Source organism: Arboricoccus pini (assembly GCF_900187945.1).
Taxonomy (GTDB): Bacteria; Pseudomonadota; Alphaproteobacteria; order Geminicoccales; family Geminicoccaceae; genus Arboricoccus; species Arboricoccus pini.
In genome coordinates this window covers 44,443-67,279 of the sequence record NZ_FYEH01000011.1, presented here as the reverse complement: position 1 = coordinate 67,279, position 22,837 = coordinate 44,443, and the positions used below count along the sequence as shown (strand labels likewise).

The 22,837-nt window shown below is 64.5% G+C and carries 20 protein-coding genes and 2 pseudogenes; 15 read left to right on the top strand and 7 right to left on the bottom strand.

Going from position 1 to position 22,837, the window contains the following annotated elements:
* The first annotated feature begins 607 nt into the window (after positions 1-607).
* From CFB17_RS14380 to CFB17_RS14350, 6 genes are all read left to right on the top strand, one after another.
* Positions 608-1,867 (top strand): hypothetical protein, encoded by a 1,260-nt coding sequence (locus tag CFB17_RS14380; RefSeq protein WP_088562263.1) that lies wholly within the window; start codon positions 608-610, stop codon positions 1,865-1,867.
* A 212-nt stretch (positions 1,868-2,079) separates the two neighbouring features.
* Positions 2,080-2,499, top strand: coding sequence for a VOC family protein (locus tag CFB17_RS14370; RefSeq protein WP_088562261.1), 420 nt, complete (start codon positions 2,080-2,082; stop codon positions 2,497-2,499).
* 626 nt (positions 2,500-3,125) lie between these two features.
* The gene (queE, locus tag CFB17_RS14365) at positions 3,126-3,758 is read left to right on the top strand and encodes a 7-carboxy-7-deazaguanine synthase (protein ID WP_088562260.1); all 633 of its coding nucleotides are present in this window, start codon (positions 3,126-3,128) and stop codon (positions 3,756-3,758) included.
* A gap of 10 nt (positions 3,759-3,768) precedes the next feature.
* On the top strand, positions 3,769-4,125 hold the full coding sequence (gene queD / locus CFB17_RS14360) for a 6-carboxytetrahydropterin synthase QueD (RefSeq protein ID WP_088562259.1): 357 nt from the start codon (positions 3,769-3,771) through the stop codon (positions 4,123-4,125).
* A complete protein-coding gene (queC, locus tag CFB17_RS14355; RefSeq protein ID WP_088562258.1) occupies positions 4,122-4,841 on the top strand; it encodes a 7-cyano-7-deazaguanine synthase QueC in 720 nt (239 codons plus the stop codon). Before queD ends, queC begins: the two co-directional genes overlap by 4 nt.
* Before the next feature lie 106 nt (positions 4,842-4,947).
* A complete protein-coding gene (locus tag CFB17_RS14350; RefSeq protein WP_088562257.1) occupies positions 4,948-5,637 on the top strand; it encodes a TetR/AcrR family transcriptional regulator in 690 nt (229 codons plus the stop codon).
* A gap of 12 nt (positions 5,638-5,649) precedes the next feature.
* Here the strand turns inward: CFB17_RS14350 and CFB17_RS14345 are convergent, their stop codons facing one another.
* From CFB17_RS14345 to CFB17_RS14330, 4 genes are all read right to left on the bottom strand, one after another.
* Entirely contained in the window at positions 5,650-6,876 is a 1,227-nt protein-coding gene (locus CFB17_RS14345; RefSeq protein ID WP_088562256.1) for an FAD-dependent monooxygenase, read from the bottom strand.
* Positions 6,877-6,984: 108 nt separating this feature from the next.
* Positions 6,985-7,947 (bottom strand): PDR/VanB family oxidoreductase, encoded by a 963-nt coding sequence (locus tag CFB17_RS14340; protein WP_088562255.1) that lies wholly within the window; start codon positions 7,945-7,947, stop codon positions 6,985-6,987.
* Positions 7,934-8,992 carry an aromatic ring-hydroxylating oxygenase subunit alpha gene (locus tag CFB17_RS14335; protein ID WP_088562254.1) on the bottom strand — a complete coding sequence of 353 codons (1,059 nt, stop codon included), beginning with the start codon at positions 8,990-8,992 and terminating at the stop codon, positions 7,934-7,936. The genes CFB17_RS14340 and CFB17_RS14335 overlap by 14 nt, the downstream gene beginning before the upstream one ends.
* Positions 8,993-9,110: 118 nt before the next feature.
* Positions 9,111-10,190, bottom strand: coding sequence for a tartrate dehydrogenase (locus CFB17_RS14330; protein WP_407642428.1), 1,080 nt, complete (start codon positions 10,188-10,190; stop codon positions 9,111-9,113).
* 248 nt (positions 10,191-10,438) lie between these two features.
* Here CFB17_RS14330 and CFB17_RS14325 point away from each other — a divergent pair, with 248 nt between their 5' ends.
* Positions 10,439-12,403 carry a BTAD domain-containing putative transcriptional regulator gene (locus tag CFB17_RS14325; RefSeq protein WP_207762110.1) on the top strand — a complete coding sequence of 655 codons (1,965 nt, stop codon included), beginning with the start codon at positions 10,439-10,441 and terminating at the stop codon, positions 12,401-12,403.
* A 12-nt stretch (positions 12,404-12,415) separates the two neighbouring features.
* On the opposite strand, the gene CFB17_RS14320 is transcribed toward CFB17_RS14325, so the two are convergent.
* The gene (locus CFB17_RS14320) at positions 12,416-12,718 is read right to left on the bottom strand and encodes a hypothetical protein (RefSeq protein ID WP_088562251.1); all 303 of its coding nucleotides are present in this window, start codon (positions 12,716-12,718) and stop codon (positions 12,416-12,418) included.
* Positions 12,719-12,844: 126 nt separating this feature from the next.
* Between CFB17_RS14320 and CFB17_RS14315 the strand changes: the two genes are divergently transcribed.
* Positions 12,845-13,996: a YcaO-like family protein gene (locus CFB17_RS14315; RefSeq protein WP_088562250.1), complete on the top strand. Its 1,152-nt coding sequence runs from the start codon at positions 12,845-12,847 to the stop codon at positions 13,994-13,996.
* Between the two features lie 61 nt (positions 13,997-14,057).
* A pseudogene (locus CFB17_RS19985) lies at positions 14,058-14,285 on the top strand (DUF1016 domain-containing protein); the annotation flags it as partial.
* 89 nt (positions 14,286-14,374) lie between these two features.
* Here CFB17_RS19985 and CFB17_RS14305 read toward each other — a convergent pair.
* A complete protein-coding gene (locus CFB17_RS14305; protein ID WP_088562332.1) occupies positions 14,375-15,262 on the bottom strand; it encodes a LysR family transcriptional regulator in 888 nt (295 codons plus the stop codon).
* Positions 15,263-15,435: 173 nt separating this feature from the next.
* On the opposite strand from CFB17_RS14305, the gene CFB17_RS14300 reads away from it, so the two are divergent.
* Both CFB17_RS14300 and CFB17_RS19980 read left to right on the top strand, forming a co-directional pair.
* On the top strand, positions 15,436-16,971 hold the full coding sequence (locus CFB17_RS14300; protein WP_088562249.1) for an MFS transporter: 1,536 nt from the start codon (positions 15,436-15,438) through the stop codon (positions 16,969-16,971).
* Positions 16,971-17,867, top strand: a pseudogene (locus tag CFB17_RS19980) (LLM class flavin-dependent oxidoreductase); the annotation flags it as partial. The gene CFB17_RS14300 and the pseudogene CFB17_RS19980, both read left to right, overlap by 1 nt.
* Before the next feature lie 34 nt (positions 17,868-17,901).
* Here CFB17_RS19980 and CFB17_RS14290 read toward each other — a convergent pair.
* A complete protein-coding gene (locus CFB17_RS14290) occupies positions 17,902-18,987 on the bottom strand; it encodes a hypothetical protein (RefSeq protein ID WP_133063919.1) in 1,086 nt (361 codons plus the stop codon).
* 193 nt (positions 18,988-19,180) lie between these two features.
* Here CFB17_RS14290 and CFB17_RS14285 point away from each other — a divergent pair, with 193 nt between their 5' ends.
* From CFB17_RS14285 to CFB17_RS14270, 4 genes are all read left to right on the top strand, one after another.
* Entirely contained in the window at positions 19,181-19,591 is a 411-nt protein-coding gene (locus tag CFB17_RS14285) for a hypothetical protein (RefSeq protein WP_088562247.1), read from the top strand.
* Positions 19,592-19,668: 77 nt separating this feature from the next.
* On the top strand, positions 19,669-20,841 hold the full coding sequence (locus CFB17_RS14280; protein WP_133063918.1) for an MFS transporter: 1,173 nt from the start codon (positions 19,669-19,671) through the stop codon (positions 20,839-20,841).
* A gap of 795 nt (positions 20,842-21,636) precedes the next feature.
* Positions 21,637-22,290 (top strand): ParA family protein, encoded by a 654-nt coding sequence (locus CFB17_RS14275; RefSeq protein ID WP_088562245.1) that lies wholly within the window; start codon positions 21,637-21,639, stop codon positions 22,288-22,290.
* Complete coding sequence (locus CFB17_RS14270) at positions 22,268-22,633, top strand: hypothetical protein (RefSeq protein ID WP_088562244.1); 366 nt, start codon at positions 22,268-22,270, stop codon at positions 22,631-22,633. Before CFB17_RS14275 ends, CFB17_RS14270 begins: the two co-directional genes overlap by 23 nt.
* Positions 22,634-22,837 lie beyond the last annotated feature (204 nt).

Sequence of the window (22,837 nt, the reverse complement as noted above, 5' to 3'; positions counted from 1 at the left end):
GCCGGCGCGGTCGATGGACCAGGGCTATGGCCTGGAAAGTGGCCGCATCCGATCCTGTTGCGACAAGGGCCACACGGATCCGCGCAAGAAGGCATGGAGGGGCGGGCCACGACATCCCGGGTACATCCGCGTCGCGAAACGCCAAAATCTGACGCCGGCTGCCTTCCCTCGATCCGCGCCAGCCTTCCAGCCCGCAACGACCGCTCTGCCTGCTGACGGCGTCCTGCCGACGCCCAGCGGATCGTCGACAGGCCAACCCCATCGCGGTGTCGTCGAGGTGACCGGGCAGGACAGGCGCCGCCCTGGACGCCGATCATCAAGGGACGAGCAACAACGCGCTGCCCTTGGCCATCAGCCAACCGCGCTCGGACGCCGCCGTCGCTCTCCCGCGCGGGCTGTGACCGAAACCAGCGGCGGAACCGGCGCTTGCCGCGTGGCACAGGGCCCCGGCCGCAGGCTTGTGCCGCTCCCCATCCTTCCCGCTACAAAACGCCAAACCGCACCGTTCGGACGAATGCATAGGCCAGGTTGGCGTGCTTCCATGGCGCCGTCTTCTGGTGAAGAAATCGGTGGTGACAAGAAAAACTTCCTGCCAAACCATCACGTGATGTCAAAAGATCCTAAATCCCCGGGCAGCTATGCGGCCGGCATCGTCGTATCGTTCCTGCTGGCGGCATGGCTGGCCTTGCTTGGCATGATCGCCGTCACGCAGAACGATCTCGGCTATGGCGCGATCGGGCTCATTCTGGGGGTGCTCTATGTGGGCGTCCCGCTGGCCTTGATCCTGCTGGCTCTCTGGATCGCCTACCTGATCCGGACCGGCGGGCGGGTTCCAGCACGGATCCACGCCTTGATGTTCCTGCCGACGCTGCTCGCGATCCCGATCGTGCCGATCGGCTACGACCTCAAAGCCGCCCGACAAGAGCGTTCCGACGAGGCGCATCCCGGCGTTCACGAGACCCATGTCAACATGAGCGGCCAGACTCTCGGCCTGATCGGCGAGCCCGATTATGGCAGCGGCGGCGGGATGCCCTTGCTCCCGGCCGACAGCCCCGATCGTTTCACCAAGCTGATCCGCTATCCAGACCGGACGGATGCCGGTCGCGACTTTCCCTATGATGGCACGCGTCTCAAGGAGGACGTCACGCAGTTCAACTATAAGGACGTTCCTTACTTCTCGCCGCCGCTGCCGGCGCACGCACCCCTGCCGCTGCGCCGGTCACCCTATCCGGACATGGCGAGATTCCTGGCCGGTACCGGCGAACGCGAAAGCGAAATCCTCGTCCATCTCTATTACCATTATCCCGACCACGTCGACGTGGCGCCGGCGATCGCCAGGTTCGCCGCGTCGCAGGAGGCGGCCTTCTGGCGGAAGAACATGGGCGGGCTGATCCTGATCAGCGTCTACAATTATCTCCCGGCGAGCATCGCGCGCCTCGAGGTGAATGGACAGGCTCTCGATCCCGGCGAGTATGCAGTGCGCGCCATCCCGCCTTCGCCAGCTCCATGTCGCGAGACCCCGACGCCGATGGGCGGCGCCTTTGTCGATCTCGGACAGACGCTGACATTGCGATGGCAGACGATCGCCTCGCCCGGCCGCTGGCAAAGCGCGGCCTTGGCCGTGCCGGATTTCAGGCATCCCCTGCCGCGGGAGGAGCAGGAAGCCCCGATCCGCCTGCTCCTCTACATCTTCCCCGACGGCACGGCTAAGGCGGAGCGTTATCTGGAGATCGCCGATCCTCATGACGATTGGGCGATCCGCGCCATCCGCGCCACCGGCCTGCCCGAGAGCGCCCAGCGCTACGCGGCCTGCGGTAGCATCTACGACCGCTTCGACCCGGATGCCGTGCGACTGCTACCGGATTGACATGCATCGGCCGGGCTCTCCCGCGGCACGCAGCCGCGCGCGGCCGGGCAGGCTCGACTGCAGCAGCCATCGCCGCCAACCCGGAAGGGCTGGCACGACAAATGCCTGCAAAAAGAGGATGATCTGCGCCGCACCCGCCAACCCGAAGCGAACCGCCTCGACGAACGATCCGGGCCAAGGGACGAAGGCGCGGTAGCGGAGGAACGACAAAGATGGCTGCCCCCAAACTCGGCAACGTTCTTGAAACCGGCCTCTACGTCCAGGACCTGGCCAAGGCGCGACACTTCTACGAGACTGTCATGGGGCTGGAGCCCATGTTCCTCGACGAGCGGCTCTGCGCCTACCCGCTTGGCCGGGGCAGCGTGCTCCTCATCTTCCAGCAAGGCACGACCAACGTCCCGGCCCCCACACCCGGCGGCACCATCCCGCCGCACGAGGGCTCGGGCCAGCTGCATTATGCCTTTGCCATCGCCGCTGCCGATCTCGACGCCTGGCGCCGACATCTTGCCTCCTTCGCCGTCCCGATCGAGAGCGAGGTCACCTGGCCCGAGGGTGCGACCAGCCTCTATTTCCGCGACCCAGACCAGCATCTAGTCGAGCTCACCACCCCCGGCATCTGGGCGAATTACTGAAGTTACCGCGCGGCCCAGATAGCGTTTCAGTTTAAAATCTTGGCCTTTTGCCTTTTGCCACGGTCGGACCAACCCAGTTTCGCCGCAACTTCGTCCATCATCTCGACCAGATCGTCCAACGTTCGAAGTTCCCGGGCACACCAGCGATCATAGCCGAGGTGTGGTGGGCTGAATGCAACCGATGGGCGCGCACGGGATCGGGCTGCGGCGGCCGCCCCTTTCGGCAATACCGATCACGTTGCTGAGGACGGCAAAGGCGGCGGCTATCTAGCTCATGCGACGGGTTGGCATTCAGGCATAAAGGTCGGGCGATCGTCGGCTTCTTGATCCGTAATGGTGCTTGCCTGAGACCGCCCGGCCATTCGGGATTGTCGGGACAGCGCTCAAGCTTCATAGCGTCTTCGAGGCTCGATCATCCGTCAGCGAGACGGGCCGAGCTCACGCCCAGGTTCGGTCCACCGCCAAGCCAAGCGGTCCTAGCCGCACCTTGGCATCGGGTGGCGTGAACGGGCCATGTGCGCGTCTGCCCTCGACATTGTCTTCAGGGCTGACTACCTGAGCGGCGTCACACTAGCGTGACCGACCGACCTCTCTTCCCGTCGAACGTCTCTCTCAGCAGCCGCAGCATGACCTACGCCGTCAAGGAATTATTCAAGACGCTCCAGGGCGAAGGGGCCAGGACCGGCCGGGCGGCGGTGTTCTGCCGCTTTGCCGGCTGCAATCTCTGGTCTGGCCGCGAGCGCGACCGAGCTGAGGCCGTCTGCCGCTTTTGCGATACCGATTTCGTCGGGCTGGATGGCGAGGGCGGCGGACGCTTTGCCGATGCGGCGAGCCTGGCATCGGCGATCGTCGACACCTGGGACGGCGAGGAGCAGCTACGCTACGTCGTCTTCACGGGCGGCGAGCCCCTTCTCCAGCTCGACCAGGCCTTGGTCGATGCCGTCCGCGCGGCGGGGTTCGAGGTCGCCGTCGAGACGAACGGCACGCTCTTGCCGCCGGTGCCGCTGGATTGGGTCTGCGTCAGTCCCAAGGCCCGGGCCGAACTGGCCCTCGCGTCCGGCGACGAGCTGAAACTCGTCTACCCGCAGGACGGGCTCGATCCGGCGAACTTCACCGGCCTCGACTTCCGGCATTTCTTCCTCCAGCCGCTGGACGGCCCGACGCGCGAGCAGAACGTCCAGGCCGCGATCGCCTATTGTCTGGCCCATCCGCGCTGGCGGCTGAGCCTGCAGACGCACAAAATGATCGGCATACCTTGAGACATTCCGCATGAGGATCGTTCAGGCCTTCACCTTTGAAGCCGCGCACCGGTTGCCGAACGTGCCGGCGTCGCATCGCTGCAGCCGCATGCACGGCCATTCCTATCGCGTCGAGCTGGCGCTCGAGGGAAAGGTCGATCCGGGGACGGGCTTCGTCGTCGATTTCTTCGATGTCGAGGCGGCGTTCGGTCCCGTGCTGGCAAGGCTCGACCACCATACGCTGAACGAGGTCGAGGGCCTCTCCAATCCGACCGCCGAGCTGATCGCGATCTGGATCTGGGACCAGGTGAAGCCGGGCCTGCCGCAACTGGCGAGCGTCAAGGTCTTCGAGACACCCTTCTGCTGGGCGGAGCATGACGGGACATGAGCCAGCCAAGCGACGAAGGTGCCCTTGTCCTCTTCTCCGGCGGCCAGGATTCGACGACCTGCCTTGCCTGGGCGCTGGAGCGCTTCGCCCGCGTCGAGACGGTGGGCTTTAACTATGGCCAGCGCCATCGCATCGAGCTCGACCAGCGCCAGCATTTGCGACGAGGCCTTCAGGCCTTGAACCCGCTCTGGGCCGAGCGCCTGGGCGACGACCACACGATCGCGCTCGACGGCCTCGGCCAGATATCCGAGACGGCGCTGACCCGCGACGAGGCGATCAGGATCGAGGCCTCGGGCCTCCCCAACACCTTCGTTCCGGGCCGCAACATCATCTTCCTGACCTTCGCCGCGGCGCTTGCCTACCGGCGGGGCCTGCGGCGCATCGTCGGCGGCATGTGCGAGACCGACTATTCGGGCTATCCAGACTGCCGCGACGACGCGATCAAGGCACTGCAGGTAGCGCTCAATATCGGCATGGAAAAGCGCTTTGTCCTCGAAACGCCGCTCATGTGGATCGACAAGGCCCAGACCTGGGCGCTGGCGGAACGGCTGGGCGGCCAGGCGCTGGTCGACCTGATCGTCGAGGAGAGCCACACCTGCTATCTGGGCGAACGCGGAGCCAGCCATGCCTGGGGCCATGGCTGCGGCACCTGCCCGGCCTGCCAGTTGCGCGCTGAGGGCCATGGCCGCTTCGTGGCCGGACGGCGCCAGGGCTGAGCGGATCGCGCGATCGCCAGGAGTCCCGGTCGTCCTGCCGGGCAATGTTCCTGCGCCGAGGCGCCTGCTAGGGTGACGGCCGATGGCAAGGATCGATCCGAGGAAAATGCAGTCCGCAGCCGACCAGCCGGCAAGGCGACGCGGCCCGGCCGTAAAAGCCAAGGGTCCGGGTCGACCCGAAGGGGTCAGCCGGATTCGCGATGACATACTGGACGCGGCCGAGCGGCTCTTTGCCGATCTCGGCTATGCCGGCACGACGCTGCGCGAGGTCTCGCAGGCCGCCAAGGTCACGCAGGCCCTGATCAATTACTATTTCGGCTCCAAATCCGGCCTGTTCGGCGAAGTGTTTCTTCGCCGTGCCGCCCCGGTCTCGGCCCAGAGGCTGGAAACGCTGGCCAGCCTGCGCGCCGCCGGCACCCCCTTGAATCTCGAGGCGATCGTCCGCGCCTTCCTGGCCCCCAGCCTGCGCCTGCGCGCCACCCGGCAGGGCCGCGCCTTTCTACGTCTCCAGGCCCGCCTGCACACGGAGCCGCCGCATCTTTCCTACGCCTTGCGCCAGAGCGCCTACGATGCCTCGACGAAGGCCTATATCGCCGCCTTGCGCGAGGTGCAGCCCGAGCTTTCCGAACTCGAGGCGCACTGGCGCATCACGCTCATGATCGGCACCTATCTCTACGCCTTCTCCGACACGCATCGACTGGAAGACCTGACCGAGCCCGGGCTCTACGATCCTGACGACACCGAGGCCATGTTCGAGACCGTGACCCGCTTCATCGTGGGCGGCATGCAGCGCTAGCCGACCCCGCCTCTAGGCCGCGCATTTACCGGCGAAGCGCTCGGCGCAGCTGGTCGCATCATACTGGTAGACCCATTCGGCCTTGATGCCCACAGCGTTGGGGTTGGCCGCCTCGGCCGCCTTGAAGGCCCGGTCGCGCGCCTCGAGCTCGGCCGCGGAGGCCATGTGATAGGTCCTGCCGCGCTCGCGGGCCTCCTGTTGCGCGCGGGCCGTGCGGGCAAGACGCTCTCCCTCGTAGGCGGCAAGGGCCGCCTGCACGTCGGTGCTGTAATGGGCGAGGGCCCGGGCCAGGACATAGGCGTCTTCCATGGCCATGGCGGCACCCTGGGAGAGGAAAGGCAGCATCGGATGTGCGGCATCGCCCAGGATCGTCGCATGGCCGCGCGACCATGCGGCCATCGGCTCGCGGTCGAAGAGGCCCCATTCGTAGATCTCGGCCGCGTCGGTGCGCTCGAACAGGCGGACGAGATCTTCATGCCAGCCCGAAAAACCCGCCAACAGGGCGGCGCGGCTGCTCTTGATCGTCCAGGACTCCTCGACCCAGCTCGGGCTTTCGCTGACGGCCACGATGTTCACCATCGCACCGCCCTTGACGTAATAGGTCACCACATGGCCGCGCGGCCCCAGCCAGAAAGCGGCGTCGGGTCCGACGAAGGGCAAGGGATGATGCTCGACCGGCACCAGGGCCCGCCAGCACATGTGGCCCGTATAGGTCGCGGGCTCGTCGCCCCAGAGTGCCGCGCGCACGGCCGATCGGACGCCGTCGGCCCCGACGATGAGATCGGCCTCGAAGCTGCTGCCATCGGCGAAGAGGGCGATGGCCGACGATCCGGCCTCGCGGACGCCGACACACTGGCTGCCAAGCGTTGTGCGCGATGCCGGGATGTCCTGGATCAGGAACGCGTGCAGATCGGCGCGGTGCACGTGATAGAAGGGCGCGCCGAACAAAGCCTGGCAGCTGGCCTTGAGCGGCGTGCGGAAGAGCTCGGCACCGCTCAGCCCGTTACGGCCGACCATGGCCTCGGGCAGGAAGCCGGAGGCCTCGAGCGCACCCTCCAGCCCCAAAGCCCGCAGCACCTTGACCGCGTTGGGCGTCATCTGCACGCCAGCACCGACATCGCCGAAGGCGGAGGCTCGCTCGAAAAGGTGATAGTCGATGCCCTGGCGCTCCAGGCTGCGCGCGAGGGTCGCGCCGCCGATCCCGCCACCGATGATGCCGATGCGAAGCCCGTTGCTCATGGGGCCCTCCCCGCCTGGTGCAAGATCATGTGACCGTCGCCGTCCGGGTGACCCGAACGTGCGGCTTTCGTGTTGTGCGGGCTGCGATTGCGCGCCTGTGGCATCGCGCTAGAGATCGATTACGAGGGCATCGCCCCTGCCGCGCGAGCAACAGATCATCATCGTGTCGGCGGCTTCGCGCTCGGCTGGCGTGAGCACGCTGTCGCGATGGATCACCTGGCCGGAGAGAACCCGCACGGCGCAGGCGCCGCAAACGCCTTCCTCGCAGGAATAGGCGGCATCGATGCCGGCGCTGAGACAGGCGCCAAGGATGCTCTCCTCGGCATCGATCGTCAGCACCTTGCCGGAGCGCTGCAGCCGCACCTGGAACCTGTCCCCGGCACCGGGTTCGGCCAGGAGGGCGGCGGCGAAGCGCTCACGATGAACGAGGCCGGCAGGCCGTTTCGCCGTCAAGCGCTCGAAGGCCTCGATCATCGGCGCCGGGCCGCAGCAATAAAGCTGGAAGTCGGCCGGCACCGTGGCCAGGACGTCGGCCAACCGCGGGACTGCCCGATCGACGCCGGTATGGAAGAGCCGCATGTCTTCCGGCGCCGCCTTGCCCAACTCGGCAAGAAAAAGCGTCGTGGCCGGCTGCTGCGTCCAGTAATAAAGCCGGACCGGCTGACCAAGCTGCTTGAGCTGGCGAAAATGCCCGATGATCGGCGTGATGCCGATACCACCGGCGAAGAGCGCGTGGCCCGGCGCGGGCTCGGACGAGCGCGCGAAATGGTTGCGCGGCGGCGAGGTCTCGTAGATGGCTCCCACCAGGGCGCCGTGATGGAGCGTCTTGGAGCCGCCTTTCCCCTCGGGCTCAAGCTGGACGGCGATCTCGTAGCAATCCGGTGCCGGGGGCGGCCAGAGCAGCGAGTAGGAGCGCGTCAGGCCGGGTGCGATCGTCAGGTCCAGATGCGCGCCGGCATCGAAGCCGGGCAGGGGTTCGCCGCCCAGCGTGGCGAAGCGGTAGAGATTGATGCCGCTGGCCCCATAGGTGATGCCGACAAGGCGTAGCCGCAACTTCTCAGATGACGCCATAGGTGACGCCCTTGCCGCGCAGCCAGGAGCGATAACGCTGGCCCATCAGGTCGGTGCGGTGGTGCAATTCGTAGCGTAGCTCGGTCGGGATGCGCTCGGGCCGCTGCGTCTCGACGATGTCGCGATCCTGATTGTAGATGATGTCGGCGCGCTCCCTCACCTTCTCCGGTGCCGGGTATGGCTGCACGTCCAGGGCGGCGCAGACACGCACGATCGAGTGCGTGGCATCGATCGCCTGCACGGTGAAGAGGGTGGTGAACGTGTCGGAATGGTCGGCGACGATGTTGCCCTGCGCATCCGCCTTTTGCGTGCGCTTGGAAAAATAGGCAACCAGCGGCCGGAACGTCTTGTAGGTGTAGAACGCCATCACCGGCTGGCCGCGCGCATCGCCGACAGGCTGGAAGACCTCCACTTCGGAGGAGCAAAGCCCGCTTGCCGTCTCCTCGACCGAATAAGGCTTGAGCCTGTCGGGCTGCTCCATGCGGCCGTTCAGCCCGGCATGGACGAAGGGAAAATGCGAGGCGTCGATGAAGTTCTCGACGGCACGATAGCCGTTGGCGTCATAGACATAGGGGCCGCTATGCACCTTCAAGAATCGCTCGTCCGCCCATTCGGAAAAGGGCGGCAGCGCGTCGGTCGCCTCGCCCAGACATACCCAGACGAAGCCGTAACGTTCCTCCACCGCATAGGGGAAGGCAAGCGCCTTCCTCATCGGCTTCTCGTCCGGGGCGGCCGGCATCAACGTGCACCGGCCCGCATGATCATACTGCCAGCCATGATAGGGGCAGACGACCTGGTCATTCTTGATCCAGCCCTTGGACAGCCTGGCGCCCCGGTGAATGCAAAGATCTTCCCAGCAATGAACCTTGCCGTCGGCGCTGCGCCAGACGATGAGGTCGCGCTCCAGGAGGCGGACCGGGTAGATCGACCCGACGGCGAAGTCGCTCGCATAGCCGACGACGTGCCAGTCGTTCAAAAGAACCGGGTCCTGGCAGCCGTCCCTGGCCGTGATGGGCCTATGCTGCGCTGTCGGCAGGTCGGACATCCCGCGCCTCCGGCGGTCACGAGGTTGGGTTCGGGCTCCGCGGCCCGGCGCTATTAATTAATCGACCTTTTAATTAACCGGCAAGCCCCAATCGTGGCGCAGTTGTCGTACCGGCGTCCTACCCGCGCCGGACCACCTCGACGATGGCCCGGCCCATTTCCGCTGTCCTGGACCTGCCTCCCATGTCGGGCGTACGAGGCGCGTCGGGTGCCTGTAGCACCGTCTCGATGGCCGAGAGGATCGTGGCACCAGCCTCGGGCTCGCCCAGGTGATCGAGCATCATGGCGGCCGACCAGATCTGGCCGATCGGATTGGCGATGCCCTGGCCGGCAATGTCGGGCGCCGAACCATGCACGGGCTCGAACATCGAGGGATGGCGGCGCTCGGGATTGATGTTGGCCGAGGGGGCCACGGCGATCGTTCCGGTTACGCCGGGGCCGAGATCGGAGAGGATGTCGCCAAAGAGGTTGGAGGCCACGACGACGTCGAAACGCTCGGGCGACATGACAAAGCGCGCCGTCAGGATGTCGATATGATACTGATCGGTGCGGATCGCCGGATAGGCGCCCGCCATCCTGGCGAAGCGCTCGTCCCAGAAGGGCATCGAATGATAGATGCCGTTCGATTTCGTGGCCGAGGTGACGTGCGGGCGGTCGAGGCGCGTGGCGAGATCGAAGGCGAAGCGAAGGATGCGATCCGTGCCCTTGGCGGTAAAAACGGCTGTCTGCATGACCGCCTCATCGCCGTCGGGCAGCGTGAAACGACCACCCAGCTGCGAATATTCGCCCTCGGTGTTCTCCCGCACGACCCAAAAATCGATGTCGCCCGGTTGCTTGCCGGCAAGCGGACAGGGGATGCCCGGCAAGAGCCGGACCGGACGCAGATTGACATACTGGTCGAACGCCCGACGGATCGGGATGAGGAGCCCCCAGAGCGAGACATGGTCGGGCACGCCGGGAAAACCCACCGCACCCAGGAAGATCGCGTCATGCTGGGCTAGGCGCTCGATGCCATCCTCGGGCATCATGCGCCCCGTGGCTTTGAACGTCTCGCAGGACCAGTCGAATTCCGCGAAGGAAAAAGCAAAGCCATACCGGGCAGCCACGGCCTGAAGGACATCTTGCGCCGGTGGCACGACTTCCTTGCCGATTCCATCGCCAGGAAGAACGGCCAGACGGAATGTCTTCACGGTGCAAATCCCTTCATGATCCGAACACCCAGAGGCGGCCCTGCGACATAAACCCGCTTACAGGACGCCGCAACCGCCCGCTGGGAGGCGAGACCGCTCGGGCGCTTGCGCGATGGTCGCTGAAAAATCGCCTTAGACGCGATGATGGCGGGGAACGGCTTGCGGTATAGGCTGTTGCTTCGTGCCCCTAGGTGCTAGATTTCATCGGATAAGCATCGATTGAGAGGCGGCGGTCCCAGGCGATAGCGGGGTTCAAGGTGATCTGCATCAAGATGTTCGGCGCGTTTGGCGTCGCGAACGAGGGCGCGGACGTCACGCCTGTAGGCAAGCGCGCCCGTGCTGCGCTTGCCATCTTGGCGCTTGCACCCACCCATTCGGTGAACCGCCGCGACCTTGCCGAGCTCTTGTGGAAAGGACGGCCCGAGGAGCAGACCGGCCCGTCGCAGCGTCAGCTCGTCCGCGAGCTCAAGCTTCACTTTCTCAGCCACGGCCTCGCACCTATCCTGGCCGATCGCAATACGCTGGCACTCGACATGCAAGCGGTGGAGATCGACGTCGACCAGGCCGCGCAGTTGCTGCAGGCTTATCCATCCGGCTTTGCCAGACCGGCACTCGACCTGATCACCGGGCCGATCGTGCATCAGTTCGATCTCCCCGACACGAGCGCTAGCGCTTGGTGCCATCATGCAGCGCATAAGCGCGGCATGATGCTGATCGACCAGTTACGCGTCCTGATGGCAACGGCACTGAACTCGGACGCGCTTGATGCCTGCCGAGGATTCGCGCAGGCGCTTTTGCGCCTCAGCCCGACGCATGAAGAGGCGCACCGCACCCTCATGCGCTGCTGGCTGAACGAGGGTGATACCGGCGCAGCGTTGGCACAGTATGAAATGTGCACCCAGGCGCTGCGCCACCATCACAGCGTGGAGCCCAGCGCCGCCACAAGGCAACTGGCCGGAACGCTACGGCAGCAGGCGCCGGTCGCCCTGCGCACGCCCGCAATCGTCCCGAGCGATAAAAAAACGCCGACCCTGGCGGTCCTGCCGGTTGTCTGCACGGGGCCCAGGGCCACCGTCGAGGAAATGGCGTTCATCGTCTCAGCCGATCTGATCACGAGCCTTGCCCGCTTCCGCACGCTTTCCGTCATCGGCCGTCCCGCCTCCTATGTCTATTCGCCGGAAGCCGCGCATGCCGAGGAATTCCAGAGCGCCGATTATCGGCTCGAGAGCCGCCTGACTTATAATGGCGAGACGGGCAGACTCGTGCTGCAGCTCGTCGAGGCATCGAGCCGCGTGATCATCTGGGCCGAGCAGTTCGCACTAGGCGACGCGCCTCTGCCCGAACTGGACCGGCTGATCGAGCGCGTCGTCAACCTGATCGACCGACGGCTCACCTGTCATCTCGCCAGTGAGGCTGTCACGATCTACGAGCCGCGGCGCCTCTGGGCCCAGGCCGACCGGCTCACCGACGATTTCAGCATCGAGGGCGTCATCGCCGCCGAGAAGCTCCTCAAGGATGCGGCGCTGATGGACAAGAGCTTTGCCCGCGCGCATGCCGGGCTGGCTACCGTCCTGTCGATGAGGCAACTCCTGCGACCTTCGCCCGCGGCAGCACAGAAGATCCAGCAGGCGATCGGACATGCGCGCCGTGCCGTGCTGATCGATCCTTGGGACGCGCGCAACCATATCAGTGCTGCCTGGTCCTATATGCTGAACAAGGATTACGGACTGGCCCGCCGCCACTTCGAGAATGCCCTTGAGCAAAATCAGGCGGACACTGCGGTTATCATGGCCTGCGCCGAGGGGCATGCGCGTCTGGGCCTCGTGGACAAGGCGCGTACACTGGCAAACCGGGCTATGAAAATTGCGCCCGGCCACAAGCCCTATTTCGCCTCCTACCTCGCCGTCATCGAATATAGTGCAGGCAATATTCCAGCCTTTCTCGATATGATGTCGTCGCAAGGCTTGGGCCTGATCAGTCATTTCGCCTGGCTGGCAACCGGCTATTGGGAAGCCGGCGATCACGATCGGGCGCGTCAGTCTCTCGATCGCTTCATGTCGGCATGGTCGCGCCAGGCTGAAAGCAAGACCGCGGGCGCAGATGCAATGGGTACCTGGCTGGATAGCGTCCTTTGCATCGGCGAACCGGAACTGCGTCAGCGATTCCTCCTGACACTCGGCCAGATACGGCCGGCCTTGCTTGAAAACGTCAAGCTTCGCTAAGCACTCGCTCCTCTAGGAGGAGGGTTCCTTGCACTGGCCCAACGCCGCCCGGCCTAGATCTTCCAGATAATCCGTGTCCGCGATCCGGTTGGAATCCAATTCGTACGGAATGACCATGTGTATCGTCGAGGCCGTGTCCTCATGTACGACGACGCGTTTCGCTGCGAGGTGCACCGGATCAATACCCGCTCTGACCAGCATGCCCTCGGGATCGTTAAGCAGCGCCTTGCGCGCCACTGGATCGGTCGTTGCTGCTGCAATTACGCGGCCAATATTCTGCAGGACTGAGGCCGTGCCGCCGCGAATTCTTGCCATTGATTTTCCGCTTTGAAATTTATCATATAAAAATTTAGCGCAACTTTCGCGTGAGGGTGGATAGCATGGAGGTCCTGCGCGCGGAAGCAATGATTCCACAACGATCGAATGTGAAGAATAACGCCTTTGAACCTCGATCCCGATCTTGCCCAAGCGCTTCGTCGACCGTTCGAGTCGGGCGAGTTGCGCATGCTCGATATTGGCCTGAAGGGCTCGCCGATCGCCGTTTTCGCGGGGGCGATGGATTATGGTCAGGGGACGGAGTTCGTCAGTGGCGCCGGACTCGAGCGGGACGCTGCCTTTTTTCGCTGCCTCTTTGAGTATGCCGAGCGAAAGAGTGCCCTGGCGCGCGCCTCTGATCTCATGAACGAAGCGACGCGCGCGGATCTCCCCCATTTGAAGGCACAATCGATCTTCCTTGATACCGAGCCAACGACGGATGACGGACTTGCCGGCTGGATCATGGCCCAGTCCATGGGAGCGCCCGGCCGCGAGGTGGCCGTCCCGGCCGAGTGCGTCCTCCTCGCGACCGCCCGGGCCAACGTCTCCGATTCCAACGGTCTTGCCGCGCATGCCTCATCGGCCGGCGCCGAACTGGCCGGACTGATCGAGCTTGTCGAGCGCGATGCGGTGGCGATCTGGTGGTATAATCGCCTTCGCCGCCCTTTTCTGCCTTGGCCGGAAACGGCCGGCCGACTGGACGCGCTCGGGCTGTGGCTCAAGGAACGCCAGCGTCTGACCTATCTCCTCGACCTTACCGCCGACATTCCGCTGCCCGTCGTCGCCGCCATCTCGATGACGCCCGAAGGCAAGACAATTGCCTACGGCTTCGGCGCCGCCCCCTCCCCTGCCCTGGCGGTGGAAAAAGCCGTGCTCGAGATGGCGCGGGCTGAATTGTCGAGCCATTTCCATACGGCCCTGGCGGCGCGGGACCGTGAGGGCTCGCGCTTTGGCGCCTGGTCGGCGCAATCCCGGATCGAGGACCTGCCGCATCTGGTCCCGGATCCTGATGCCGAACCCGCCCAGCACTGGCCAGAGAAGAGGCTGGATCGCCAGGGCCTGCTGGCAGCACTGGCCTCCGTCGGCCTTGATGCCTACGCCGTCGATCTCACCCGAGCTGATATCGGTGTGCCGGTCGCCAGGGTCATCGTGCCGGGCCTGCGCCCCTGGTGGCCCCGATTTGCGAAAGGTCGCCTCTACGATGTCCCCTTAAGGATGGGCTGGCGCCGCCGACGCCTGGCGCGTCGCCATATGAACGACGTCCCAATCCTTATCTGAGGATGGTTTTTGTTTGACGATGCCTCGAGCCCGGTACTTCGCCGGACTACTCGCAGCTCCGGGGGGCAGCCGCCCGGACTTGCAACAGATGCGATCGTTTTTCCTGACTTGGCCAGTTCGCCAGACAGTGTCTAGCGAATCTTCCCTGCACGGCAGCTAAAGCGTGTGCCAGCTCGGCCGGCGGATCAACAGCCAGTTCTCCGAACGCACAGCGCTGTCGAAGACCAACACAGCGATGCTGGGCAAAGGCACCGTGCCGAAGCCCGAGGATGCCGTCTCGCCCGACGAAGGGCGGCGGCTTGCAGCGACGATGCGTGGTAGCGGGATGTGGCGGAAAATCGGGCGACAAAGGGGCAATCGTTGGGCTAGTCCCAGATATTAGCCTTTAAAAAGCTCCGTCGTCATGAAGTCGATGAATGCCCGCAGTTTCGGCGCCAGATGCTTGCTGGATGGCCAAAGCATGCGGAAGGCACCCTGATGCCGGTTGAAGTCGTCCAGCACCGTCACTAGGTCGCCTGCTGCGATTGCATCGCGCACCATGAAGTCCGGTAGGCAGGCAATGCCTAAGCCATCGCGGGCGACATGCACCAGTACCTCGGTGGTATTGCAGACCATTGAGGTCGGGAGGACGGGTTCCGCCTCGCCATCCGGTATCCGCAGCGGCCACGGCTCGAACTTGCCGGTACTGGGAAACTTGTGTTGCAGGCAAGCGTGGCGGGTCAGATCGGCGGGTGTGCCTGGCGTACCGCGTTCGGCGAAATACCGGGGTGAGCCGACGAGTAGCAGTCTGAAGTTGCCCAGCGGACGAGACATCAGTCGGGAATCCGTCAGCTCGCCTGTGCGGATGACCGCGTCGAAGCCTTCCTCGATCACATCGACCATCCGGTCCGAGAAATCCATGTCCAGTTCGATGGCCGGGTAGCGGTGCATGAAAGCTGTCAGGGCCGGCATAACCAAGCCGCTGACCAGCGGCAGGCTTACGCGCAGCCTGCCTTGAGGGGCCTGCTGGGTTTCCGACAGCTCCAGCTCCGCCGCCTCGATCTCACAGAGGATGCGTCGGCATCGCTCCAGGAACAACGAGCCCTCGGCAGTCAGCGTGATGCTGCGGGTACTGCGGTGGAGCAAGCGCACACCCAGCCGATCCTCCAGCCGGGCCACGCTCTTGCCTACGGCGGAAGACGAGATGCCGAGGACTCGCCCAGCCTCGGAAAAGCTACGGGTTTCCGCTGCCCGGACGAAGAACGCAATGCCGTTGAGGGACTCCACCATCATCCTCTATCTAAGAAAATCCGTCCGATATGTTCGTAACTTTAGCCAATTTTTCTCATCAGCGTTAGTCACTACGCTCCTGCATTCACAAGGTGGATGCGGTTGCCTCGCTCTGGATGCGGTTTCGGGCGTCCGCCTGGTCTTCCTCGGATTGTTTGCGGACGTTCCCCATGACACAGACTTTGGCCGCCGCGAGCGGCACCACCCGACGCGACTGGCTGCAACTGTTCGCCGCCTGCCTCACCGGCCTTCTGATTCCATTGTGCTTCACCGGGCCGGCCGTCGTGCTGCCGTCCATCAGTCAAGAACTCGGGGGAACGGCCCTACAACTGAACTGGGTGGTCAACGCCTACATCCTGACCTACGGCAGCGCCATGATGGCTGCGGGCAGCCTAGCGGATACCTATGGCCGCAAGCGGGTCTGGCTGGTCGGCCTCGCGCTGTTCGCACTGGTGACGTTCGCCATTCCGCTGTCCCCTTCGGTCGGCTGGATCGACGGGCTGCGCCTAGCGCAGGGACTTGGCGGCGCGGCTGCCTTCGCCGGCGCCATGTCTTCGCTGGCACAGACCTTCCACGGCCCGATCCGCACGCGCGTATTCAGCCTTCTCGGCACCACGTTCGGGATTGGCCTGGCCTTCGGACCGTTGGCGTCTGGATGGCTGGTGGAGATAGCGGGCTGGGGCTGGGTCTTCCTGACAACTGCCCTGATCGGCGTGGCGGGCTTCGCGCTGGCGTGGACCAGCGCCACGGAATCCCGCGACCCGGATGCGACCGGCCTGGACTGGCCCGGCGCCATCAGCTTCACCGCCGCGCTCACGTTGTTCACCTACGGTATCCTGCTGGCGCCTGAGGAAGGCTGGCGTAGCGCCACGGTCATCGGGTCGTTGCTGATCGCGGCCCTACTGTCCGTTGCCTTCGTGCGCATCGAGCGGCGCGTCGCCCGGCCGATGCTCGACCTGTCCCTGTTCGCCGGCGCCCGCTTCGTAGGCGTACAGGTGCTTGCAGCATCGCCGGCGTTCTTCTTCGTCACGTTGATCGTAATGCTGCCAGGCCGCTTCATCGGCATCGACGGATTGGACGCCCTCGAAGCCGGGCAGATGATGATCGCGCTCGCTGCGCCTCTGCTGATCGTGCCGTTCCTGGCCGCGCTGCTATCGCGGTGGCTCACATCCGGCGTTCAGTCAGGCATCGGCCTGTTGCTGGCAGGTGCCGGGCTTGTGTGGCTTGGCCAGGTGCTGGCCGGTGGCGCCGGTCCTGCCCTGATGGCACCGCTGGCGTTGATAGGCATCGGCATCGGACTGCCGTGGGGGCTGATGGACGGCATGGCTGTCAACGTGGTGGAGAAGGAACGTGCCGGCATGGCAACCGGCATCTTCAACTGTGTGCGTGTCTCGGCCGATGGTGTTGCCATCGCCCTGGCTGGTGCGCTGCTCGCCTTTCTAATTCAGGGCGGACTGCTGGGCGCGTTGCCCGCATCCGATCCGACGGCCGTGATCGAGGCAGCCAATCGTGCAGCTTTGGGCGATATAGCCCGGGCCGGTGCGGCGCTGCCAAGCGAACAGGAACTGCTGCTGACGACCTACGACACGGCGTTCCGCTGGGTGCTTTATGTGCTCGCGGCGGCGTCTGCATTGACGGCGCTGCTGGTGTTCGCTCTGCTGGGGCGGTCGAACGCACATGACGGAACGAAGGGCGAAAGGGCATGATGGCCATCGAGACTGGCAGCTTGCCGGCCGACCTTGCGCAGCGCCATGCCTATGCACGCGTCTTCCGGCCGGGCCTGCTCACTTCGGCTTTATCGCTCCGCTGGAAGGCTACCCGGAGCGTCCCGCACCAACTCTGGAAAGACACGAAGCCTTGGCGCGACAGGCGGATGCTTTGGGCTTCGCCGTAATCTGGCTGCGCGACATACCATTCCTTGATCCCTACTTCGGCGATGTGGCCAGATTCACGATCCGATGGTCGATGCGGGCTGGCCAGCGGCGAACACGCGAGACATCGGCACGGCGGGTATGGCGATGACGCCGCGCGACCCGGTGCTGCTCGCCAAACAGGCAACCAGCGTCGATCAGCTGCCGGGTGGCCGGCTGTTGCCGGGCCTGTCTACAGGCGACCGGGCCACCGAATACCCAGCGTCGCCCGGTGCTACGACAACCGAGCGGAATGCTACAGGGAGGCCCATGCGCTGCTGCGCACCATCACCGAAAGCCGCTTCCCTGGTTACTGGACCGAGCACTACGGCAAGCTTGATAGGAATCTCGACCTGGCGCCCAAGCCGGCCGACGGCCGGCTACCTGTTTTGGCGATCGATTGCTGCGGAAAGGATATCGAGTGGATGGCTGGCTCTTGCATCAAAGCGATTTCGCAAGACTCTCGGACCTGTTGGCTCAATGGCGGTCCCGCGGCGACGGGTAGGTGTTCAAGCCCTACGGCTACAGGGGGTTCTTCGGCCTCGATGAGCCCCCGACGCGCCGCTGCAAGTCGGCCGTCACCTCCGCGTGGGCAAGAATGCGCTGATCGCCTTGCGGAAGCGACAAGAGGCGCAAGGCGTGTCGCCGAAGTGCTGGAGGAATTGGCGGAGTACGTACTGCCGAAGTTTCCTGTCGGGGCGGTCGGCATCTCCGGAAAAGAACCAGTCAGCTCATGCCGGCCAGTTGGAGGAAGAGGTCGCGCAACGCGTTGGCGCGGGCATTCTCGATGAAAGGCACTGCCCGACGAAGCCAGGCCGTGGCAGCCGCGCGACGTCGCCCGTTCCCGACTATCGCATCTGAACCCCAGCGGGCATGCCATCGGCCGATCGCCTCGCGGGCCTCGCTCCCAACCCCCTGGCGTTCGGCCAGGATGGCGTGCCAGGCAAGCGTGGCCAGCGTGGGCCATTGGGTCATGCGCGCCTGAACCAGAGCATTCGGCTCGTCCGCCATGGACATAACCGGGATGAGCGACTGGCGCCACCAATCCGGCGGTGCCGGGTGGAGGCAGAGTGCCGCCACCGCTCGGGCGGTATGGGTCTCGTCGAGCTGACCCAGATAGGCGCCGAGCTCGGCTGCAAGCACAGCGATGTCGGGCAGGCGGAAGGAATCGGGCGACAATTGCGCCAGGAGCGCGCGCGCCGGAGTTGCCCGACCGCTCCTGAGATGCGCCATGGCGAGAAGGACGGTAGCGATCGGCCGGTCCGAATCGCAGAGCCGTGCCTTTTCCGCCAACCTGACGATATCCTGCACCCTATCGGCATACGCAGCGGGCCCGATCACGTCGCCCAGCAGTTCGAGCTCCAGCCGCGCCAGACTGGTCAGCACCCCTGGATCATTGCCGTTCAAGGTCTGTGCCGTATGCAGGAGGGCCAGGGCAGCTTCGCGATGGCCTTCCTCCGGCACATGGAAGAAGCGCAAAGCCTCGCTCCGACGCATGGCGGCATCACCGGCGATGGTCCGCCCAGCGGCGCATTCGAGCAGGATCGCATACTCGACCGGGCAGGCGATGCGATCGGCCTCGTCGCCAGCGATCATGCTGGCAAGATCGGCCGGCAACACGATCGAGCCGACCAGGATCTGCCTGCCGTCGGCCGGATCCTCCAGCCTGTAGCCGATATGACAGGACCCGGCCGAGAACGAAGCATTCAGATGAAGAAGGAAGGCGAAGCGTGCAGCATCGGCTTGTTCCACACGGACGCACGAGCCGACTTCATGCCCCAAGCCGAAATAAGTGGTAAAACCTCGTTCCAACGCGTCGCACGTGGCCTCGCTATTGGCATCCGCATGATCAAGCCTGAATATCAATCCTAGATTGATGCCATCTGACGCACCGGACAAATTGGTTCGCTGCACCAAGGTTAGTCCCTATGATCGGCTTGCTTGCGCCTGGGTTGTGCTCCGTCGGGGCACGGGCGTCAGCGCACAACCAAGCCGAGGAATGAACATGGCTCGCTTCACCGTCAAGGATCGTCAGATCGTTCGCCAACTGGGCGCAGCACTCGCTGCCGCCATCGTCGACCCTAAAGCCCGTGCGGCTTTCCGGTCAGACCCCATCGAAGCCCTTACCGCGGCCGGCCTCGATGCCGAGTCATTGGGCGGGCGTCGGGTCGTCGTGCACGAGGATGACGCCACCACGCTCAACATCATGATGCCAGCCGAAATCGACCAGACACGTCTTGCCGATCCCCACTATCTGGAAGAACTTGGCCGCAGCATGCTGGGTGCGTGCAAGATGCCGCTGCCGCAGGTTGACAGTGCCACTTCTTTGAAGTTGGCATCGAAGACGGACGATCCGGCGACGGTTCGCACCGAGGCCACGCGCCGGGCTAGCACGGCCCGTCGGGCACGGGCCTGAGGCAAGGGCGGCGGGTGCATGGGCGAGGTATTGCCCTTGCACCCGCTGGCTCGCCCTGTGAGGGAAGGCGAAAATTCTTGGTACGCGCACGAGAAAACGAGCCGGCTGGGTGGACTCCCCTCCTGAGCGTCGTCCTCCTCATGACGGTCGGCACCTTCATGGCGCAACCGTTCATCATGGTTACCCTTGCAGACGTCAAGCATCTCTCGAGCGTGCAGGCAGGCTCGGTCATGGCCACGCTGCTGATCGTCCAGCAAGCGGCTCCCCTGCTCGTCGGCGGCCTTGGTGAACGCTTTGGCTATCGCCGCCTGATCATGTTGGGCCTGCTTCTGCGAGCTCTGGGCTATGGCAGCTTGGCACTGACGGGCAGCCTTCCGGCGCTCCTGGCCGCCGCGGCATTGGCCGGGTTAGGAGGTGCCTTCTACCATACACTGATCGGCGCCTTCTTCATCGATCGCCCCGGCGAAGCGCGGCGGGTGGCTGTGACCTGGCTTAACCAATTGGCCAATCTCGGTGCCATTTTGGGCCCGCTGCTCGGCAGCCTCCTGATCCAGAGGGGTTCGACCTGCGTCCTCCTCGTCGCCGCCGCGATCCTCATCCTTGGCGCCATCCTTCTAGCCTCCGTGACCAATTTCGCGGATCAGGCCGAACGGCCACCCCGGCGACAGGGCCTGCTCATCGTCCTGCGTGACCATCGCTTCCTGGCCTTCAGCCTGATCATGACGAGCTTTTGGATTCTCTTCACCCAGCTAAGCGTCGCCTTTCCCCTGGCCGCCACCGCCGTCGGCGGCCAGGCCGCCGCGGGCTATGTCTGGCTGGTCAATGGCGGCAGCTGCTTTGTCGCCATGTTCGCGCTCCGCTCTATCTTTAAGAGCCTGCGCCCCGGCGCGCTCATTCGCCTGGGCCTCCTCGTCATGGCCAGCGGCATGGCGCTGATGCCCCTTCTGCCCGCCGGGCTCTTCTGGACATTCAGCTGCGTGGTCGTCTGCGCTATCGGCGAGACGATGATCCTGCCCGCCGTCGACCTCGCCCTCGGCGACTATTCCGACAGCAGCGGCCAGCGCGGCAGCTATTATGGTGTCTACGAGCTCTCCTTCGCGCTGGGCGGCGGTATCGGCAGCCTGCTCGGTTCGACCTTCCTGCTGACGGGAGACGGGCCGGAACTATGGGCCATTCTCGCAGCTATCGGGCTCGTGGGCGCCTTGGCCCTCAGAGTCGGCGATCGGCGCCTGAGCCCTGCCCGCGCCTAGCCGCTCGCACCCATCGGGGCATCCCGCAGTGGCCGGCGGCACCCCTCCCCTCCTCGGGGTTACGTCGGAACGCCCCATCAGCGACAGGCGCATGGGCATGGCGGCCTGTCTCTTAGAGCTTCTTGCTTGAGACGCTTGCCATCGCGCTGGCAATCCCAAGTTGCCGATCGGCCCCGGCGGCCTTCATCATGGCCCGATCGATGTTAGCCGAGCCACCTTGTCAAGACGCCCGACGATCCCGCTCCCGTGCCGGGTTGGCCGCCCTTCCCCCGTTCGCCCGAAACCGTATGTACGATTGGTCTAACCACTTACGCAGATTCATATCTGTCTGTCGTCTGTCGTCTGTCGTCTGTTGTCTGTTGCCAGTTGGCTGTTGACGCTCCTCCATTGGGCGATGATCGAAAAGCGGCAGAAAGAAAGCATCGCACGGGGCCGCTCGATGAAGGCTGTCGTCCGCGAGTTCGCATTTTTTATATCTGGTGTCTGTTGTCGGTTGCCGGTTATTGGTCGCCTGGCGTTAGTTCGCTGGAGCTGCTATGCAGTTGTCAGTCGTCTGTCGATAGACCTAGCCCAAAATACAATAGGCACTGACTGCGGGGCAGGCTGGGACATAAACGGATTATAGGTCATGCGTCTGTTGTCTGTAGTTAGTTGTCTGACCTTGGTTGACTGTATATCGACCGCATGGGACGAGGAGCATCACCAGTTGTACCCATAGGCTGACGACACATAACTAATGACAGTTTACTGTATGCCGAATTCAGGTAGGCTGCGCGCAAAGAATGGAGGAGAAGGATGGCGCAGGTTATTGCGGCAATCCAGCAAAAGGGTGGCGTCGGGAAGAGCACGCTGCTCTGCGCCCTGGCTCTTGTCCTGGCGCGGGCAGGGGACAAGGTGCTCGTCATCGACACCGACCGCCAACACACATGCATGGACTTTCACGATCTGGCGGACCCGGGCTTTGACGTCTATGCCGAGACGAACGAGGACAATGTCACCGAGGTGGTCGACCGGCTCAGGCCCAAATATGACGTCATCCTGATCGACAGTGCCGGCATCGACAGCCAGATGATCGTCTACGTGGCGGCGGCCGCCGACCTCGTCCTCATCCCGAGCGGGGCCAGCCGCCCCGACGCGGCCGGCGCTATCCGCACCTGGAAGAAAATCAAGCAGGTACAGGCGATCTCCGGCCGGCCGAAGGCGGTGCAGATTGTGCTGATGAACCACAACCCGGCAGCCCGCGTGACGGCCAATGTCAGTGAGGCCTATACCACGGCGGAGGCGCCACTCTACAAAGCGGGGCTTCCAAGCCTGACGGGCTTTAAGGAAATGCACACGACCGGCCAGCTGCCCGAAGGCGCCGCCGCCCGTCATCTGCACGAGTTCATCCAGGCCCTCAGGGCCGACAAACTTCTGGGAGGCCGTCGTGGCAAAACTAAAGCCGCTTGATCTGGGCGCCTTCGATGCCGAGGATGAGACGCCGCCAGCAGTCGCACCATCGCCTGCGCGCCGACGACGGGCAGGGGAGGGGCCATCACGCCGGGTCGGAACCGCTCTCGAAGAGCTGGCAACGCAAAGTCCGCGCCTTGTCAGCGACGAGCTCTCACGCATCCGCCGCGAGGAACGGGTCATGATGTCGTTCAACAATATGCCCGTCACCATCCGCAACCGGTTCGAGGAGGAAGCGGCACGGCGTGGCTGGGGCAAGAAGGAACTCTTCATCGAGATGATGCGCGCCTTCGGCATCGACGTGCCGCCCTATCGCGAGCTGGACGGCCGCCGCCAATATTGACCGGTGACGCTGGCTCCGCCGGCTCGGCCGAGCACCGCGCAGGTGCTTGGCCGAGGATGACAGCCCCGATCATGGATCGTACTGAGCCGGATCCGCGTCGAGTACCCCCTTCTTGCCGGCGGCAGCCCGGGCTGGACTGAAGTCATTTGTTCTCCAGTATCTGTTGTCAGTTGGCTGTCGTCATTCGATCGATGCCGACTGGGT